Source organism: Rubripirellula reticaptiva (assembly GCF_007860175.1).
In the GTDB taxonomy this organism is placed as follows: domain Bacteria; phylum Planctomycetota; class Planctomycetia; order Pirellulales; family Pirellulaceae; genus Rubripirellula; species Rubripirellula reticaptiva.
In genome coordinates, this window is the sequence record NZ_SJPX01000002.1 from 1680055 (window position 1) to 1699950 (window position 19896).

The following is a 19896-nucleotide window of genomic DNA, read 5'->3' on the forward strand; positions in this document are numbered from 1 at the left end:
AAGGCGACATTCTGCCTACTTGCATAGAAGCGTTCCGTCGCACTTCCAGCGGTACGGCTTGGCGATTGTTTCGTTGTAGCATTTGATGAATCGCGGGATGCGATCTTGCAAGTCATCGAGCGAACAGAATGATCCGTCACGTGTCAGCTTCTTTTGCAACGTCCCAAACCAAATCTCGATTCGATTAAGCCACCTGCAATGCCTCGGTGTATAGACGAAACGTATCCGGTGATTCTTGTCGGTGAGAAACTCTCGCCGTGATTGCAGTGTCTTTAGAATTCCATGCCGACCTTTTACATCAAGGTTCGTTTCGATTTCACAGCGAGCGGCAAAATAGAGCACCAATGATTCGATGGCGCGTGTGTTCAAGTTATCGGCTACGAAACGCCAATGAGCAGCGGGATTGGTACTGACCAGTCCGTCGATGTTTTCGAGAAAATCTTTCTCGGTTCGAGTCTCCCGAATCAACGGCGAGAGGCTTTCACCGGTGGCGCCTTGAAAATCCCCAAACTTACCGAGCGTTCTATGGCGAATGTGTCAATATTCACGACGAGGAAGCAGATCAGCGGCAATTCGCTCACACGCATGGATGCCGGTCCGTTCATCAATCAAGACCGTATGGATCCCCTGCGTTTAAAAACGCTCGATAGTATTGCGGTAAGCCTCGCAGACTCCGAGGACCTGAGCATTCCATGTATCGGGATCATCAATGTTCAAAAACAGCCAGTACTTAGAGCCTATCCGAAAACCCTTTGACCTTGATTGAAAGATGAGCCCTCCTGGAAAATGAGAGTTACCACACTTTCAATCACCAAAGAGGGCTCACCATGGACGGTCAGCAGAGTTTCGATCAATACCGGATGTCAAACGAACGATGGGAACGACTCAAACCATTGCTCCCTCAATATGAACGCAACGCCAAGGGCGGAAGGCCGAGAGCCAGTCTTCGATCGGTTGCCGATGCAATTTTCTACCGAATGCGGACCGGGTGTCAATGGAAAGCAATCCTGACCTCATTGGCACCAGGCAGCACCGCCCATGAATACTTCCAAGAGTGGGTGAGCTTTGGCGTGTTCGATGATTTGTGGCAGTCAGCTCTTGCGGAATACGACGATCGGTTTGGGCTGGATTGGACGTGGCAAAGCGTTGACGGTGCGATGACCAAGGCACTTCTGGGTGGCGAAGCAACGGGAAAAAACCCCACGGATCGAGGCAAACTGGGGACCAAGCGTTCGCTCCCAATCAAGACGAACTCACGATCCCAGCACTGGAGGCGAGAAGCCTTTACGAACAAATAAATATGCTGGATCACTTCAATTCGACTTGAAGAGTGCGGATGGTGCCATCGAACTCAAACGGTCGGCGCTCGTCGTAGGCAGAGGAAACAGGTGAACCAAGATCGATGCCGACGTCGAACGATTCTGTTGCCGAAAAAGCAGCGGGAACCGTACGAGCTAAGCTCACCGACCCCATTTCCGTTCCGTCGACGGAGATCATGACAACGCCAGGCTCTCCAGGACCGTCGATTCTGGTCGAAATGTCGATCACATGATTACCAGCAGGCAATGGCTCCGCTGATTTGAACGAATAATTTTCGATGATCATCATGTTGTATTCATAAATAAGGTGTCCTGCGTCCATGAAAACGGTCAAACCACCACCACTGCCGCCAACAGCATAGAGGACTCCGCTGGCCTCGTCGCCGATTTCGATGTCAATCTTCACGTCAGTGCTTTGCCGACCGACGCCGGGGGCCGCAAACTCGGGCATGCGGCGAGTCGATTGGCCGAATGTCCAATTGGTGTACTTCGTCTTTACGCGATCTTCCGGATGCAATCGCAGCCAGTTGCCAGCGCCGATTGGAAAGCCTTTGTTATCCTGGGCCAATTGCAAGAACTGCTTTTTTAGCTCGGCCAGTTTATCGGTATAGACGTTTGCCAAATCATTCGCTTGCGAAAAATCTTCGCTTAAATCGTAAAGCTCCCACTGGTCACTTCCAGAGTCCCAGTTTTCGATTCGCTTGACCGAGGCTGGTGTGTTCCAAGGAATAAACGGTCCGAACGCACACGCGAGCCATCCGTCTAGGTAGATCGCGCGGCTGCCATTGTTGTCAAAGAACTGTGTTTGCTTTTGCGGCTTCGCATCGCCGTCTGCAAACGTGTACGCGAGGCTGACGCCGTCTATCGGGATCTGATCGATCCCGTTGACCACGTCGGGATGCTTGATGTCGAGTAGTTCATAGATCGTCGGCGCGATGTCAACGACATGGTGGAACTGATTCCGCATTGTCGAGTCAGGTTTGATCTTCTTTGGCCACGAAACCACCATTGGGTTTCGTGTGCCGCCGAAGTACGCGCCCAGCAGTTTGGTCCCCTTGAACGGAGTGCCGCCTGCCCAGGCCCAACCGGCGTGATACATGTTGTCGGTCTTAGATGACCCGAGTGCATCGATGCCGCCGATTTTTTCCAAAGCCGTGATTTGTTGGTCGATCGTGTTAGTGATGTTGTTCTGGGCAAGCAACTCGCTGATCGATCCTCGCTGCCCTTCGCTGCTGCTGCCATTGTCACCGAAGATGTAGAACACCAAAGTGTTTTCGCGCAGGCCGCGCTGTTCCAATGCCTCGATCACACGTCCGACCTGAGTGTCGGTATGTTCCAGAAAGCCCGCAAACAACTCCATCAATCGAATTTGAAACTCTCGCTGGTTTTCAGGAATGTCTACCCATGCTTCCAGCGTTTCGTCACGCTCAGTGAGCTTGGTGCCCGGCGGGATAACCCCCATCTCCAATTGCCGAGCGTAGACACGCTTGCGGTATTCATCCCAACCGTCGTCGAACTTGCCTTTGTACTTGTCAGCCCACTCGGGAAAGATGTGGTGCGGCCCGTGAACGCCGCCGGGTGCCCAGTACATCATGAACGGCTTGTCGGGCGCGAACGCTTGGTGGTTGTCAAGCCAGCCAATCGCTTGATCGGCCATGTCAACGGTCAAGTGGTATTTCGGATCACTTTCCGGCGGCTCGATCGCGTCATAGTTTCGTACCAGCCGCGGTTCCCACTGCGATGTCTCGCCACCAAGAAACCCGTAGAAGTGCTCGAACCCATAGCCGTTGGGCCAACGGTCCTTTGGCCCCATCGCTGTGATCTCCACGGCCGGTGTATTGTGCCATTTACCGAACGCGGAAGTGTGGTATCCGTATTGCTTGAGCACCTCAGCAATCGTCGCGGCTGTCTTGGGAATGATGCCTGTGTAACCGTCAAACGCGACGGCACGCTCCGCAATTGTCCCGCTGCCGATTCGCGTGTGATTACGTCCGGTCAACAGCGAAGCTCGTGTCGGCGAGCAAATCGAACAAGTATGAAACGCGTTGTACCGAATCCCTTCTTTGGCAAGCTTTTCGAACGTCGGAGTCTTGACTTCACCTCCGAATGCTTCCGAGACGCCGTAGCCGACGTCGTCAAGCATCACAATCAAGATGTTTGGTGCGTCGTCCGGCAATCGTTTTGGATCGTCCGGCCACTTCATCGTCGAATCCTGAAGCCGCGGCTTGGTGACACTATCCATCGGCGTCGGCGCGAACGGCAGCACCGAGCCTTCGTTGGGTGCTTGGGCTTGGCAGTTGCATGAAAACAGAATGACGACTGCTGCAAGAAGCGGACGATTCATCAAATGAAAACCTTTATGTACATAGCCGATTCTGGAGTTGCACGAATCATTCTTGTGCTTAACTTTTCAGTGCTCCCGCACGCACAGTCGGCTCTTCTTCTCGCAGCAATGCAAGACGAGCCAGCTTGAAAGTCGATCGTTACGCAGTTATTGCTTCGGAGTGAAGCTACCGCTTTCTTGTCGCACGGGAAAATCTTTGAACGTGTCCATGAAGTTAGCCACCAGGTTCTTGACCGGAACCATCACGTACATGTGGCGGACCAGCCAATCATCGTAGTAAGAGGAATCCTCGGGCGCAACCTCGAATGGATCGGCTCGCAGGTCGATGATCAACGGAGCCTTACGTTCTTCTTGCTTGAAGAACCAGGAACCGATCCCGTCACGCGTCTGAGTCGAGAAATGAAACTTGAACGCTTTGTATCGAAGTGCGCCCAGATTGCCGTCATCGACAAACGCGAAATAGGTTTCGCGAGGACCAACTTCGACTTCCTCTTTCAAGTATGGCAAGAAGTTAAAGCCATCGACGTGAACCTTGTACTCTTTGTCACCAGCCGAGTGACCTTTGAGAAGCTTCTCTTTGATTTCGGGTTCACCTGCCGCGGCTAAGATCGTCGGCAAGCAATCTTCCAGCGAGATGATCTCGTTCGAAACACGGCCGCCTTTGATCGTGCCGGGCCAACGGATCGCAAACGGTACGCGAATGCCGCCTTCCCAAGTCGACGCCTTCTCGCCACGGAACGGGCTGGTGCCACCGTCGGGCCAAGAGAATTTTTCCGCACCGTTATCCGTTGTGTAGATCACGATCGTGTTTTCGGTGATGCCAAGCTCATCGAGCTTGCCAAGCAACTGGCCTACGTGGCCGTCGTGTTCGACCATGCCGTCGGCGTACACGCCGCGTCCGGTCTTGCCCTTCGACTCTTCTTTCAAGTGAGTGAAGATGTGCATGCGGGTTGAATTGAACCAGCAAAAGAACGGCTTGTCGGCTTTGTGTTGACGCTCGATGAAGTCCATCGATGCCGACAGAAACTCGGTGTCGATCGTTTCCATCCGCTTGCTATTGAGCGGCCCAGTGTCTTCGATCTTTCCGTCTGCCGTCGATTTCAGCACGCCGCGTGGACCGAACTTTTTGCGAAACTCAGGGTCTTTGGGATAGTCAGGATCTTCGGGCTCTTCTTCCGCATTGAGGTGATAAAGGTTACCGAAGAATTCATCAAAGCCATGATTGGTCGGCAAGTACTTATCGAGGTCACCGAGGTGATTCTTGCCAAACTGCCCTGTGGCATAACCCATCGGCTTGAGCAACTCGGCAATCGTCGGGTCCTCGCCTTGAAGACCGGTATCTTCACCAGGCATGCCGATCTTCAGCAGACCAGTTCGCTTGGGACATTGCCCCGTGATAAACGCCGCGCGGCCAGCAGTGCAGCTTTGTTGACCGTACGCATCGGTGAACATCACACCGCCGCGCGCGATCGAGTCGATGTTGGGCGTCTGGTATCCCATCATCCCATGATTGTAACAACTCGGGTTGAACCACCCGATGTCGTCTCCCATGATCACAAGAACATTTGGCTTCTCTGCCGCGATAGCAGTCGCAGCGAATAACCATAGACCAGCAGCACAGACGATTTTGCCGAACATGCGGTTCAACCCTTCAAGAGATTCTTAGAAAACACCTCCCTGAGAAAATTGATCTGAGATGAAATCCGATTCCTCCCACGGCGCCGATTTTAGGTTATTGGCAAGTCTCACGAATGCGAAGCGGTGAAAGCCGAAACACCACCGCCTTCATCTTAAATTCATTTCGTGGCTGCTTTCTATGGGCGGATCGCCCCAACTTGACAATTTCAGCCCGGACATGTGCTAATGTTGGCTTCGAGTGAAAGACTGGGTCAATAAGACGAGAAACGCCGCAGCAAGTCCGATCCGAACGGCTAGAAACTGAACTGTAGCTGAGTTCGCAGGAGCCACCCAATATCGCCGCGGCTGATATCGAGAACTGACGAATTGATCGCCGCGCCGTTCAAGTAAGTGGCATCCATCGTTATTTTCGCGTGTTGATCGCGAAAATACCAAACGCCACCGCCACTGATCTCATCGGAACTTTGATTGACCGATCCAAGCGTGCCCGAGTTTCCGGTGATCCGCGACCAACGCGAGAGCAGCTCCAGCTTACGTGGTACCAAGAAAATACCGCTTTGCAGCCAGAAACCGTGATCGAATAGATCCGCGACCTCGCCGCCTCGAAACCCACTAATGTTGCGGAAATAGTACTCCATGGTCAGAGAAAGTCCGCGATATTTCATGGAGCCATCGACAGAATATTGGGCCACGTCGTATGAGTTGACCGACGCGGGCAGCAGCGACACTAGCTGCAGTCCGGCGTCGACGGTTCGCAGCGAACTGAATTCGGTCGAACCACTGCGATCAATCGTTGTGGTCGCAAAGCCCGCACCGACGCGCGTTGCCAAATTTCCGTGGTGGCTCAGGTCCGCCAATTGTCCAGGCCCCCATTCACCTGTCGGATAAGACTCTACTCGTCCCGAAAACGCATTATTGTTGTCAAGTGCTCCACTGCTGCCAGTCTCTGCTCCGCCGCTGACCAACCCATTGAACACAGCCAGTTCCCAACGGACCGGTTTGGAAAGTGCTTGAACAGTTCCGTAAAGCCCAAACGCGAGGCTGCGATTGACATCAAAATAGATGCTGCTCATTGACCGATCAGCGAACTGCAGTTCCTTGCCGCTAAGCTGACGTGCAAGCGATGAAGGCATCTTGTAGAGCCCCGCGCGGATGCCGAATGTTCCTGGAGACGCACTCCAAAGATGGCGTCCCACATCGTACGAAAAGTAGTAATCCAATATCCGTATGCTGTCAGCAACATTGCTTCGCCCATCGAACTGAACGAAGTAGGAAAGATCCGTGCTGAACGCGTTTCCCGAAAGAACCACACGTGCCCGCTTGAGCTGCAATTGATTCAGGTCACGGTTGCTGCCGTTCGAATGAAAAGTCGTGTCCCTCAACTGCCCCCATCCATTGATCTTTAGTCGATAGGGGAATTGCGCTTCACCAACCGTTGAATCGCCTTCACTGGCGATGATGAAGCCTTCGTCGTAGCCAACGCCAATGGAAATCGGTCGAAGGAAGGCATCGTTTTGAAGTTGATCCGCACTTTCGAAGTAGTCCAAATGGATCGGTGCATTCTCTGATGGGTAAGCAGGCTCGACATCAAACGGCAGAACCGATTCGACCAAGACAGGGTCGCAAAGAGCAAGTCCACCGAATTTGCTTGTCGGAGCGAGATTCGACGCATTTTGTTCCCCTTGTCCCGGTTCCGTTGGAAACACGGATGTCGCGGATTCTGAAAACCCGCATGTCGCCTGTAAGATCGCCAAAGCGAAAAGGCAGGTGCCTAGCAATCGGTTTTTCGCGTTGCGACTCATTGTGGCGTTGATGCATCATGAAACTGAGTAATGGCGTGAATCCGCGACAGCAGTAATGCCGAACCACCTCTTTTATCGGCACCATCGGTAAGGATTATCAATTTGATGGTGCAGCTTCTAGGCGAATTTACATTGCATCTACCGAATTCCATCTCCAGAAGGGTTCAAAACCAAGCGGAATCGAATGGTGGTGATGGGGAGTACGAAAATCGTTTCACGCTCAATTCATCCTAAATTTAGTCCAGCACTCTTGGTGGCAACCGACGTGAAACTGGGATCACTGGCTTGACACAAAATGCCGAACCATGCGGCAGGCTTCGTGCAACCGGAATTACCGACACTTCGTCAGGACGATTGCCCAAACGCGGCGAACAAAATTACCGAGCTCGATGCGGGACGTTCGAAAATCAAACAGAGGCAGATATCTGGCTCAGAAATCGAACAAGGAAGTTCACGAACCGAGGTCGAAGGATCGACATGGCAGCTTTTCAAAACTCACTTCGCGTACACCGCACACTGGTTGCTCTTTTATCGTTGATGGCTTCCGCCAACACCGCGTTGAGCCAATTTTGCGACGATGGCAGTGGAAACTACTGCGATGTTTCGCCAGAAGGTTGCGATTCTATATCTCGCAAACTTTCATGCCGAGAAGCCTGGGCCGAAAACGGAATTACGTTCAGCAACAATCTTACGCAGTTCTACTTTGGCACCGTCGACGGTGGCTTAGACCAAACCGATCGCTACGGTGGCCATGGGGACTACGTAGCCAACTTCGATTTCGGAAAACTGGGAGTCCAGGAAGGCCTGTTTCTTAAGCTTCGCGCCGAGCATCGCTTTGGTCGTTCGATCGTCGAACCGACTGGTGCTTTGCTGCCGGCAACACTTGCGGCCGATTTGCCCGCAACGGACAGTCGCGATCTGTATTTGACCAATTTCGTGATCACTCAAGCACTCTCAGAAAGCTTCATTGTTTTCGCCGGAAAGGTGGACACTCTCGATGGTGACGCGAACGCATTTGCGCATGGTCGAGGCATCAAGCAGTTTTCAAACGTGGCCTTTGTTGCCAATCCAATCGCACTTCGCACGATTCCCTATTCGTCGCTCGGTGTTGGGTTCGCGTACCTGCTTGAAGGCGAACCGCTCCTGTCGTTTCTATTGATCAATCCGACAAATACCACCACAAGCAGCGGATTTGACGAGCTGTTTTCCGAAGGCATTGCGGTTTCGGTTGAGATGCGTGTGCCAACGAACCTGGCGGGGCGTCCTGGACACCAGCTTGTTGGGGCGACATACAGCAACCGCGACTACACCAGTCTCGACCAAGATCCACGGATCGTTTTGCCACAAGTCCCCATTGATCGGGCAAGCGATTCGTGGTCGCTGTACTGGAACACAGACCAGTACTTGGTCAGTGATCGATCGAATCCAAATCGCGGTTGGGGATACTTTGCCCGGGCCGGTATCGCCGACAATAACACCAACCCGATTAGCAGTTTCCTTAGTGCTGGCATCGGCGGTAGCAGCATGATCGACGGTCGTGAAGATGACGCGTTCGGGTTGGGCTATTTCTTCTACGACACCAGCGACGAAATTGGCCCATTCCTGAACGCTGCTTTAGGTGGCATTGGTGATAGCCAAGGCGTCGAAGCGTTCTACAATTTTCAAGCCAATAAAATGCTGACTATCACGCCGGACTTTCAATGGATCTCGCAGGCGCGCGAATCCGTCGACGATGCATATGTACTAGGTGTTCGGGCAAACTTGGCATTCTAAATCGCGTTGACCTTGCAATTTGATTGGGCTGCATCCGAATCTCGCAATTAGATTCATCCACCGAAGCCAGCCGACGCGGCGAAGGGGGGATGTGCCCCTCTATCCCCCCCTCACCTACGCCACGACTGTGTTTCCTGCGGACAAACTGTTGTGGATGTGCGAATCGGATTTCATCGAACGAATAACGTGATGTTCCCGTTTTGACAAACGATCATCACAACGGCATTCGCTGGCAGGCTAGAATATCGCCATCCCTGGCGATGTCGCATCAACGCAACTCGTTCCATCGAGATACACAATATATCGGCATGGGGCAGGACGTTGACTATGAGTCGATCCATCCATTCTTTGGAGATTTGCTCGACTTGCACCGCCAAGATTCCATCTTCATTCCATCCCACCGCATCACGATGTCTTCAGAGAGCCCTCAGGACAATTCGACGTCGGCCCGATCCGACATTCGAATTGACCCACCCGCATACGACCCCACCTCGATTTGGGCGGCATTATCTTGCACACCTGGTATCGGGGTCAGTATCACGGATGTCGAAGGCAGACTGATATTCGTTAACGACACGTCGATGGTTTTGTTTTCGCAAGCGACCAAGCTCGACTACCTTGGCAAGCGAATTAGCGACTACCATTCATCCGAGTTTGTCGGAGAACGATTGGCGATGATCAGACGCGTCGTCGATGAGAATCGCCCCCTTTCGATCCATCACATTTATCATGGCCAACGAATTGAATCGACGGTATGGCCCATTCGCGATAAGCGACCGCCCTATGACCGCGTGATCGTTATCAGTCATTCCCAAGTGATCAGCACTAATTCAGTGCAGACGGGTGCGGTCGAAGTCGTTTCAAGCCAATTTATCAACCTGGGCGAGTTGGACATTCTGTCCAACCGTGAATTCGAGGTCCTAGTATTGCTTGGTCACGGCATGAGCGTTCCCTCGATCGCTAAGGCACTTCACCGTAGTCCCAAGACCGTGGAACGCCACAAGTCATCGATCAGTCAGAAGTTGAACGTCAGTGGACAGGCTGAGATCGTATCAATCGTCACGTCGATTGGTCTCAAGATCGAAGACGTCAGACTTAAGCGATTGCCCAGCTAGGGCGACGAACAGAGAAGCACACCCACTTCCGATACCGAGGGTCCAAACAACGCCATCACAACCGTTGAATTGGACGATGTAGACCCTGCAGGATCCATGAAAATGATTCTCGGTTTTAAATGATGCACGGGAAAGTCACTACCAAAATGACGCACAGCACGAATCTCTTGAAACAGAGATTCAGTAAACGAATCGTTGCCGTTTATGAACCCCTCCACGATAACATCGCCACGATGTTAAAAAGTACGCTCATGCGTTGATCGGAGGCCAAATTCCATCTAGCGATTCAGGGGCATCATCGACTTGCTCTTCAGGCCAAAGCTCCCACTGATGCAACGGGAACGATCGCGAATCGCGGCGATCGAGATTAATCGGCAGATCGTTTCTAAGCCGCTTGTCACTAGCCCATCAGGCTTCCTTGGATCGGTACTGACTGGGCGTCATCCCGAACGTCTTGCGAAATTGCCGGGTGAAGGCACTTTGGTCGGAGTAACCAACCGCCATCGCGATCGAGATCAGTGGTTGATGGGGGCCGCGAATTCGCGTTGCCGCCGCATCCATCCTCGTTTGCAGGACGAGTTGGCCGGTCGTCAAGCCAAACAGCTCTCGAACACGCTGGTCAAACTGCCAGGTTGATAAGTTCGCCAGTGCCGCAAGTTCCGCCGTCGGCAGCGGTTCGTCCAAGTGCTCTTTGATGTGCAAGATCACGCGAGCGACCGACTCATACGCGATCGGGTCTTGGTCCGGCGATTGCAAGTCTCGCGAGAAACCGACCAAACCGATAGCTCGATCGTCCGCATCCATCAGCGGCAGCTTCGTCGTCAAACACCACCCCGTTTTACGCTGAGGATACGGGTGTTGTTCGAGTTCATTGACAAGCGGCTGGGCCGATCGAACGACCTCTAAGTCCTGACGCAAAAAATACTTGCCCAGCGGCGGTGGAAACGTCTCCTCTGCCGTTCGACCGATCATGTCTCGTTTGTCTTTCGCACCACAACGATGAACTAACGTTTCGTTGACACTGACATAGCGTCCCCGTTCGTCCTTGATGAAATACGTTAAGTGATCGACGTGGTCGAGCAGCAATTCCACAGTCATCGGCTCGGCCAGCCGAGCGTAGAAGTCGCGGCGAAATTGCTCTGTGTTCATTTGCTCGACTTTAACGACGTCGAACGTTTGTTGCTATGCGCCGATCTAGCTTGACGATCGAAGTTCGGTCAAGACTTCCGTCGCTGGGCGTTTAAGATAACGGGCATGCAAAGACTTTCAATTATCGACACGCACACCGGCGGCGAACCCACTCGAGTGGTCATCGACGTGGTTTGCGACCATGGACCTTCTGCGTCCGCGTCGCCGGCCGAACGTTGGTCATGGTTGCGAGGCCCCGGCGACTGGGTGCGCCGATCGATCTTGCTGGAACCTCGCGGCTGCGAGTCCATGGTGGGGGCACTCGTTTCCCCGTCGGATGATCCGTCTTGCTTGACCAGTGTCATTTTTTTCAACAACACCGGCTACCTTGGCATGTGCGGTCACGGCTTGATCGGCGTCGTCGAGGCCTTGCGATTTTCGGAGGACTTAAAGCCGGGAAGTTACCAACTCGAAACGCCCGTCGGCGTCGTCCGTGCGAACCTGCACGAGAACCATCAAGTCACGTTCGAGAACGTGCCCAGCTTTCGGTTGATGCGGCAAGTCGCCGTTCAGATTCCCGTCCAAGACGCCACGAAAAACTTCGGCAATACGGTCGTCGGTGACATCGCCTACGGCGGAAATTGGTTCTTCCTGGTGTCGCTGGCCAGTTTGAATCTGGATTCGTTTTCCGTACTGACGCGGCCCGAATGGTTGCAGTTTTGCGTCGCGATCATGGACGCGCTGGCCGATCAAGGCATCACGGGTGTCGACGGGGCGGAGATCGATCACATCGAAATCTGTGGTCCGTTGGAAGTGGACAACGCCCAAGGCATCCGTGGTGGTCGTAATTTTGTCCTCTGCCCCGGCGGTCACTACGACCGGTCACCGTGCGGGACCGGAACGAGTGCGAAGATTGCTTGCTTGGCCGACGACGGAAACCTTTTGCCAGGCGAGGTCTGGATTCAAGAATCGATCATCGGAAGTCGTTTCGAGGCGACCTATCGCCGGGATTCCGCCGGCATTCGAGTATCGATCACTGGACGAGCGCATGTGACCGGCAAGATGACGTGCGTATTTGACCCGGATGACCCGTTCCGATTCGGGTTACCAGTCAATTGTGACAAAACCAATTGTGACAAGACCAATTGCGACGGGACACAGCGGCAATCGCCCGATGGCGCGGGCCCCGATCCGGCACTGGAGGCGGCCTCGTGAATCACGGTCAATCAAACGGATCGATGCGCAATGGAAACACCGATGTGATTGTCATCGGCGGCGGCGTGATCGGATGCTGGACAGCACACTATTTGCTGCAGCGTGGATGCCGCGTCACGATCATCGAACGTGACCTTGTCGGCCGCGGTGCCTCGGGCGTGAACTGCGGCTACGTCTGTCCAAGCCATGCACTGCCACTGTGCGCGCCGGGGGCTATCCGCCACTCCCTGCCCAGCCTTCTAACGCCCGGCGGTGCCTTGTCGATCCCGATGCGGTTCGACCCTTTCCTGTGGAAATGGCTTTTCCATTTCGCAACCAAGTGCTCCGCCCGCCATCGCGATCATGCGGCCCCCGTCCGTCACGGTTTGCTGCAAGCGTCGATGCAATTGTATCGCGACTATGTCAACGAAAGTGATGACGGCATTGATTCTGGAAACACGGTCGCGAATTCGATCGACTGGGAACGACGGGGGCTGCTGTTGGTCCATCGATACCAAAGTTCGCTCGATCGCTATCAAGCTACCGCCGATGACTTGCAATCTCGATTCGCAGTCCATGCCGAACGGCTCGATGGATCATCGATCTGCGACTTGGAACCTTCGCTAGTGCATGGTTTGGCAGGGGGTTGGTTCTTCCCAAATGATGCGCACCTGAACCCTGATCGTCTGATCTGTCACTTGAAGGAATCAATCCTCCGACGCGGCGGCCGGTTCGTCGAGCAAACCGAAGTCCATGAGATGGTGATTGCCGGCGGAAAGGTCGATGGCCTGAAGACTTCATCAGGGAGCTTTCGCGCCGACTACTATGTGCTCGCCACGGGTGCTGAGGCTCCGCGATTTGCGAAACCACTAGGATGCCAAATTCCAATCGTTCCCGGCAAAGGCTATTCGATGAGCTTTGCCAGCGGTGCGTCGTCGCCCGTCACGCCAATGATCTTCGAGGACAGCCATGTGGCCGTCACGCCGCTTGCCGGTCACACACGCATAGGGTCGACCATGCAGTTGACCGGCTACGACCGATCGGTGGACGCGAAGCGATTGAAGATGATCCAAAAATCGGCGCAGTCGTACCTTCGCCATCGGTTACCGCAACAACCGGAAACATCGTCGGCCGCGTGGCGACCGATGGTGTACGACGATCTTCCCTGCATCGATCGTTCCGCCACGGCACACAATGCCTTCGTTGCCGCCGGCAATGGCATGATCGGTATATCGACGGGCACGGGCACCGGTCGATTGATCGCCGAAATGATTTGCGGTGAAGAACCGTTCCTAGATGTCGAACCGTTTTCGCTGTCGCGATTCAATCGAGCTCGCAAGGCCACGTCTCCACCGACATCTTCTTTCAATGAATTTCCTTCTGGCGAATCGATTTCGTCGGGCCAGCCTGCGTCCCCCATCGTTAATGTTTTTTCCCCGAGTCGAATTTGATGCTGAACACACTTCCAAGGTCTGAAACTCAAGCGATCGGCAACGCGGATGTCTTTCGCGGTTGCATGCCCGCGATCATGACGCCGGTCACTGCAAGTGGTGACGTCGACTACGACGCATTGGTCAGTCGCGCCGGCGAACTGGTTAGCGCCGGCATGTCCGGCGTGGTGTATTGCGGTTCGATGGGCGATTGGCCGCTGTTGACCGATGCCCAACGCCGCGAAGGCGTTGCCCGTTTGGTTGATGCCGGCGTGCCGGTGGTCGTTGGAACCGGCGCGGTCAGCACACAAGTCGCCTGCGGTCACGCCGCCCACGCCGCCGAAGTAGGTGCCGCTGGCTTAATGATTATCCCGCGGCTTTTATCTCGCGGGGCTTCACCAGCAGCGCAAGCGAATCACTTCGCGCGCGTGCTGACTGCGGGAGACGACTTGCCGTCAGTGATCTACAACAGTCCCTACTACGGGTATCAAACCAAAGCGGACCTGTATTTCAAGCTTCGGCAATCGCACGCCAACTTGATTGGATTTAAAGAATTTGGGGGTGCCGCATCGTTGCAATACGCCGCCGAACATATCACGTCATCGCGCGACGGGGGATGGCTGCTGGTCGGCGTCGACACGCAGGTCTACTACGGATTCGTCCACTGCGGAGCGGTGGGAGCAATCACCGGCATCGGCAATTGCTTGCCCGACGAAGTGTTGAGACTGACCGAGTTGTGCCGCCGTGCCGCTGCGGGAGATGCGTTGGCGAGGACCCAGGCGTTTGAGCTTGATGAAGCGTTGAAGGTTCTCTCGACTTTTGATGAAGGTCCTGACCTGACGTTGTACTATCGACTGCTGGCGTCCTTGGCCGGCCAAGCCTCGCTGGCTCGGCCGCTCGATGCGGAAGATCGATTGAGTGATGCACAACGATGCTACGCGGAACAACAGCTTGAATTGTTCCAAACTTGGTATGCGAAATGGGAAGGTTCCAGTGATGCTTGATTGGCGAATCTTAGTTGTTTTGGGTTGCACGTTTCCGGCGATGGCCAGTGTCACCACCGCGGGTGATGCGGCTGATGTAAGCCGCACCATCAATACCCGAATCGTGCCTCAGTGGAGCGACCAGCATCACTTTTTATTCTTGCGAGAGACGGAAACGGGCGCGCATGAAAAAGTGAATGTCGATGCAGCGACCGGAACGATGGTGATCGACCTGCCTGGTGTCTCGGATCAAGCGGTCGATACGCAAGGCTTCACAGGCGGTCCCGTTCCGCCATCGGGTCCGACCGTTGACGACACCGAGATCGAACTCGTAAACGCCACCGATCATATCGTTCAGTTGTTCTGGAACGATTCCAACGGCTCTCGCCAGCCGTATGGGCATTTGGAACCCGGCCAATCACGTCGGCAACACACCTACGTCGGGCACGTCTGGGTCGCGGTCGATCAGGATGGCAACTTCTACGGCAGCGCGGTTGCTCAAGCAACTCGCATCGTGGCTGAGATAAAGCGGAAGTTCCCGCACTCGAGAACAGGACGACGATCAGCAAAGTCCAAGCCGTCGGCTCCCGCGAACAGGAACGAGTCCGTCGATCGCCGTTGGAAATCACGCATTGAGGGCGGTCAGCTTCAACTCTTAGACCAAAAATCTGATGACGCGTCTTGGATGTCGGTGGATCTGGACGCGGTCTTGCCCGAGTCCGATCGCAATTTGAGCGGGATGGATTTTTCACCCGACGGCAGTGTCTTGGCTGTTTGGCAAACCAGGACTGGAGATCACCACCAAGTCTTCACGCTCGAATCGTCTCCCCAAGGAGGCGGGCGGGCCAAGCTTCAAAGTCGATCTTACGAGTTGCCTGGTGATGCGATGGACCAGCATCAACTGTTGTTCGTCGATGTCGAATCAGCGACACCGCTAAAGGTCGACTTGCCGATGTTCGATTTCGGACGCCCCAATCTTCGCTGGTGCGATGGGAACGAACTACTAATTGAAAAGGTGGATCGCGGTCACCAACGGTTTCGCTTATTTCGCGTCGATCCGCTGACAAATACGGTTCTAACACCGATCGATGAACAAACCGAAACATTCATCTGGACGATTCACCGGACGTCGATGCCGTTGATTTCCTACCTGTCGTCCTCCGATGAAGTCATCTACTCTAGCGAACGAGATGGGTACCGGCATCTCTACTTGATTGACACGGCCAAGGAAGCGGCTTGGAAACCGATTACCAGCGGGGATTGGCTGGTGCGTGATATCATTGATGTCGACGAAGCCAAGCGAACGTTGGATTTGATTGTGGGTGAATATCACGACGACCAAGATCCCTATCATCAACATGTCATTCGAATCGGTTTCGACGGCGACCACGAAACCGCACTGACCCAGTCCGACGGCGATCATTCGGTCCAATTCTCACCAGACCGCGACTACCTGATCGCAACCCACTCGCGGGTCGATTCTCCGCCCGTTCACGAACTCCGTCGCGTTTCGGACGGCCAATTGATTTGCACGCTCGCGACGGCACAACGCTTGGGCGCGGAAGCGCAGTCGCATCCACTGCCAACTGTCTTTTCCGCAAGAGGACGCGACGGCAACACGGACATCTGGGGCATGATCACGTTTCCACCCGACTACGATCCCGAGTCGGACAAACGGTATCCGGTGATCGAAGCCATCTACGCGGGTCCGCATGATTCACACGTCCCCAAAAAATACCGTCACCCCGATTGGCACCAAGACCTCACCTCACTCGGATTCATCGTCGTCAATATCGACGGGATGGGGACCGCGAATCGATCCAAAGCGTTTCACAACGTTTGCTGGCACAACCTCAAGGACGCCGGATTTCCCGATCGAATCGCTTGGATGCGAGCGGCTGCGAAACAGTATCCGGCAATGGATCTTGACCAAGTCGGTATCTACGGCACATCGGCGGGCGGCCAAAACGCCTGCGGTGCACTGCTATTTCATGGTGATTTTTATAAAGCCGCGATGGCATCGTGCGGTTGCCATGACAATCGAATGGACAAGGCATCATGGAACGAGCAATGGATGGGCTATCCCGTCGGCGATCATTACAGCGAAAACAGTAACATTGATCACGCGGCAAAGTTGAAGGGTAATTTGCTGTTGATTGTCGGTGAACTGGACACCAACGTTCCGCCGGAATCCACGTACCGACTAGTGGATGCGCTTATTCGAGCCGATAAGACCTTCGACTTTATCATGATCCCGGGACTCGGACACAGCGACGGTGGAACCTACGGACGCCGTCGCACTTGGGATTTCTTTGTTGAAAAACTACAAACCGATCGTTCCGTGACGTCCGCTTCGGACACCGCCTCGCTCGCCTCGACGACGCAGCGAGCCCCAGAAATCGGCGAGCTCGAATCGCTATCGCCCAGAAGCGTCTGGGAAAATGTTCGGCAACGTTACCTCGCCGATCGCGGAAGTATCCAGCGACGGTTCCCGATCCGCTTTTCACCCGAAGGCATCGTTCAAAAACAACGCTTCATCGATGCATGGCAATCAAAGCTTGAAGCCGAACCACGGTTGGGATCAGACAGCCAGGACATCATGGAGATCGCAAAATCAAAGTTGATTGAAGATATTGGTAACGACGCAGTCAAAATTGATGAAAGTCGGCAAACACTCGAACTAATTACACAGCATGCCCCGTTTCTAAACGAACTGATCGACCTTTGTGATTTAGACCAACGAGGAACGACCCTCGACTTCCCAATGATCTCTACAACGTTGGAAAGCGTCAATTTCCAACTTCGTTCAGCTTGGGCAACACCCGATGAAACACCGTCCGTTTCGGAGTCTTTTGTTGACGCAATAAAGCAGCTCAATGATGAGTTCGTAAGCTGGAACAATTTCTACAACGAATATAATCCGGAATACGATTGGTGGGTCGCTCCGCAAGCAACCAAGACCATCGCCGAACTCCAATCGTTCATTGACCGGGTAAACACGTCCGAAGCTCCCTCGCCATCGATCGAGAAAGCAACCTCATCAACAAATCCTTTTGCATCGGAATTTCCCGTCATGCTTGCGGCGGGGTATCCAAACCTGAAAAGTTACACCCGGGCCGGCCCCGCGTGGATGCCCGCAATCATGCAGAAATACCTGGACGACTTTGGTCCCAATCGTATTGGTGAAGCTTCGCTCCAAAGTGACAAGCAGGCTTATCTGAACCAGTGGAAATCGGCGCTTGATTCACTAAAGATCGATGGCAAGGAATTCGAGGACTGGCCGACCGCCGAACAAACCGACTACCTGCTTCTGCGTCAGGAAATTGCTTATCAAATTGCAAAATACAAGCACGACCAGAATCACGAAACGAGGGTCTCGCGCGCAGACGATGACAGCGGATTATCCGGCGTGGTCGTTGGACGGGAGCGGCTTATGACGGAACTCGAACGCGAATTTATCGGCAACACGCCCGAGGAGTTGATTTCCCTTGCTCAGAATGAATATGTGAAATGCCGAAGGGAAATGGTCTTGGCCGCTCAAGAGATGGGTTACGGTAATGATTGGCAAGCCGCCGTCGAGAAGGTCAAGTCGATGCACGTTCGCGTAGGTGCACAACCAAAGTTAATTCGGTTACTGGCAGAAGAGTCAATTGATTGGCTGGAAAAAAAGGGGACGGTCACGATCGATCCGCTTGCAAAGTCATCGTGGCAGATGGAAATGATGAGCCCTAAACGCCAGCTTATCAATCCATTTTTCACTGGCGGCGAGACCATCAGCATTTCATTCCCCTCTCGCGGAATGAGCACGGAACAAAAACGTCAATCTTTGCGGGGGAACAATATTCCTTTTGCACGAGCAACCGTTCATCACGAATTGATCCCGGGCCATCATTTGCAAGGATTCCAGAACAACCGGTACCAAACCCATCGCAAAATGTTCGGAACGCCCTTTTGGCTCGAAGGATGGGCCGTCTATTGGGAGTTTCGATTACATGAAAATGGATTTGCGAGGACTCCAGAAGAACGCTTGGGGTTCCTCGTGTGGCGGGCGCATCGCTATGCACGAATCATTTTTTCGCTGAACTTTCACCTAGGGCACTTTTCGCCAAATCAGTGTGTCGATTTCTTGATTGACAATGTTGGATTTGACAAGAAGAACGCTACTGCCGAGGTGCGACGCAGCATCGGATCGGGTTATCCACCGCTATACCAAGCGGCCTACATGTTGGGGGCAATGCAATTGAGGAAGGTTGCAGATCAATTAAAAGCCCCCAGCACCGAGACCCTCAAAGAATTTCATAATACAGTCATGGAAAACAACTGTCTTCCAATCGCTTTAGTCAACGCCATCGTGAATGGTGGTTACATGCAAGCCGATCAACCACCGATGTGGCGATTCTAGAGCTTCTTTTAAGCTGATAGTCGCCGAACATTCAGTCACGACGGATCTCAGAGACGGCGTCGTGGCCTACGTATCCAAGCGGCGAAGCTTCTGCCGAATGACGCAGGCATTGCTCCCGCATTTTAAAGTCGGGCCAAATAGCCAAAGACTTAAGCGTCTGCTTTTCGAATCGATACTCGCCTGATGCAGGCAAAGTACGTTTTCCGCGAAATGGCATTATTCAGATTGGCTGTTTTGCTTTGCATGCACGCCAATCGATTTCAGGTACTGTCTATTGATCGCCAACCAGGATCCCAAACAGTGCAGAATGTGGTGTGAAACTGTTGAAACCAGCATTATTGACCGTCAGTAGAACAGTCGATTCTCATCTGCGGGCAATTGATAGAAAGTGCTTAGTTCTCCATCCTCATGGCAGCGTAATGCGGACAGGAAATTGGGGAGCCAAAGATGGCCGATTCATACGTTAAGTGGCTTCCCACTTACGAGCCCCTCTATCGCAAGCTGGATGCAGTCGCAGTTTGTTGTTTCCGTCTTCTTTGGCGTGCTGAACTTAGAGGCATCAAAAGTTTTAGCAACACAAAAACTGCTTATAAGCTTCGCATCTCAAGTTGTGCAAAAAAACTAGTTTAAATATTCCAGAAGTCTTCAATGGATGATGCCCGATGAGCGACTCTACATGCCTCGTCCAGCGGTCGAGTGGAGGATCTTGCTCGACATCTACGGCGTTGATCTTTGCCTAGCAAGGCAGGAATTCAAGTGGTTCATATC

12 protein-coding genes and 1 pseudogene are annotated in these 19896 nt (G+C 53.6%); 8 read left to right on the forward strand and 5 right to left on the reverse strand.

Going from position 1 to position 19896, the window contains the following annotated elements; genetic code table 11:
* Positions 1-15: 15 nt before the first annotated feature.
* Positions 16-468, reverse strand: coding sequence for a transposase (locus Poly59_RS12555; protein WP_246151590.1), 453 nt, complete (start codon positions 466-468; stop codon positions 16-18).
* On the opposite strand from Poly59_RS12555, the gene Poly59_RS30135 reads away from it, so the two are divergent.
* Positions 391-756 carry a hypothetical protein gene (locus tag Poly59_RS30135; RefSeq protein WP_246151613.1) on the forward strand — a complete coding sequence of 122 codons (366 nt, stop codon included), beginning with the start codon at positions 391-393 and terminating at the stop codon, positions 754-756. The two genes, Poly59_RS12555 and Poly59_RS30135, sit on opposite strands and share 78 nt — an antisense overlap.
* A gap of 71 nt (positions 757-827) precedes the next feature.
* A pseudogene (locus tag Poly59_RS12560) lies at positions 828-1238 on the forward strand (transposase); the annotation flags it as partial.
* Positions 1239-1308: 70 nt separating this feature from the next.
* On the opposite strand, the gene Poly59_RS12565 reads toward Poly59_RS12560, so the two are convergent.
* The 3 genes from Poly59_RS12565 to Poly59_RS12575 all read right to left on the reverse strand — a co-directional run bounded on the left by Poly59_RS12565 (position 1309) and on the right by Poly59_RS12575 (position 7103).
* Complete coding sequence (locus Poly59_RS12565; RefSeq protein WP_146534339.1) at positions 1309-3663, reverse strand: sulfatase-like hydrolase/transferase; 2355 nt, start codon at positions 3661-3663, stop codon at positions 1309-1311.
* 147 nt (positions 3664-3810) lie between these two features.
* Positions 3811-5301 (reverse strand): arylsulfatase, encoded by a 1491-nt coding sequence (locus Poly59_RS12570; protein ID WP_146534340.1) that lies wholly within the window; start codon positions 5299-5301, stop codon positions 3811-3813.
* 293 nt (positions 5302-5594) lie between these two features.
* Positions 5595-7103 carry a porin family protein gene (locus Poly59_RS12575; RefSeq protein WP_146534341.1) on the reverse strand — a complete coding sequence of 503 codons (1509 nt, stop codon included), beginning with the start codon at positions 7101-7103 and terminating at the stop codon, positions 5595-5597.
* A 477-nt stretch (positions 7104-7580) separates the two neighbouring features.
* Between Poly59_RS12575 and Poly59_RS12580 the strand changes: the two genes are divergently transcribed.
* A complete protein-coding gene (locus tag Poly59_RS12580; protein WP_146534342.1) occupies positions 7581-8876 on the forward strand; it encodes a carbohydrate porin in 1296 nt (431 codons plus the stop codon).
* Positions 8877-9076: 200 nt separating this feature from the next.
* Entirely contained in the window at positions 9077-9991 is a 915-nt protein-coding gene (locus Poly59_RS12585; protein WP_246151591.1) for a PAS and helix-turn-helix domain-containing protein, read from the forward strand.
* A 408-nt stretch (positions 9992-10399) separates the two neighbouring features.
* Here Poly59_RS12585 and Poly59_RS12590 read toward each other — a convergent pair whose 3' ends face one another.
* On the reverse strand, positions 10400-11140 hold the full coding sequence (locus Poly59_RS12590; RefSeq protein WP_146534343.1) for an AraC family transcriptional regulator: 741 nt from the start codon (positions 11138-11140) through the stop codon (positions 10400-10402).
* Positions 11141-11245: 105 nt separating this feature from the next.
* On the opposite strand from Poly59_RS12590, the gene Poly59_RS12595 reads away from it, so the two are divergent.
* Genes Poly59_RS12595 through Poly59_RS12610 form a run of 4 tightly spaced genes read left to right on the forward strand, consistent with a single transcriptional unit; the run spans position 11246 to position 19128 of the window.
* Entirely contained in the window at positions 11246-12334 is a 1089-nt protein-coding gene (locus tag Poly59_RS12595) for a proline racemase family protein (RefSeq protein WP_146534344.1), read from the forward strand.
* On the forward strand, positions 12331-13764 hold the full coding sequence (locus Poly59_RS12600; RefSeq protein WP_146534345.1) for an NAD(P)/FAD-dependent oxidoreductase: 1434 nt from the start codon (positions 12331-12333) through the stop codon (positions 13762-13764). Before Poly59_RS12595 ends, Poly59_RS12600 begins: the two co-directional genes overlap by 4 nt.
* Positions 13764-14747 (forward strand): dihydrodipicolinate synthase family protein, encoded by a 984-nt coding sequence (locus Poly59_RS12605; RefSeq protein WP_146534346.1) that lies wholly within the window; start codon positions 13764-13766, stop codon positions 14745-14747. Before Poly59_RS12600 ends, Poly59_RS12605 begins: the two co-directional genes overlap by 1 nt.
* Entirely contained in the window at positions 14740-19128 is a 4389-nt protein-coding gene (locus Poly59_RS12610) for a DUF885 family protein (RefSeq protein WP_186776201.1), read from the forward strand. The genes Poly59_RS12605 and Poly59_RS12610 overlap by 8 nt, the downstream gene beginning before the upstream one ends.
* Positions 19129-19896: the final 768 nt, after the last annotated feature.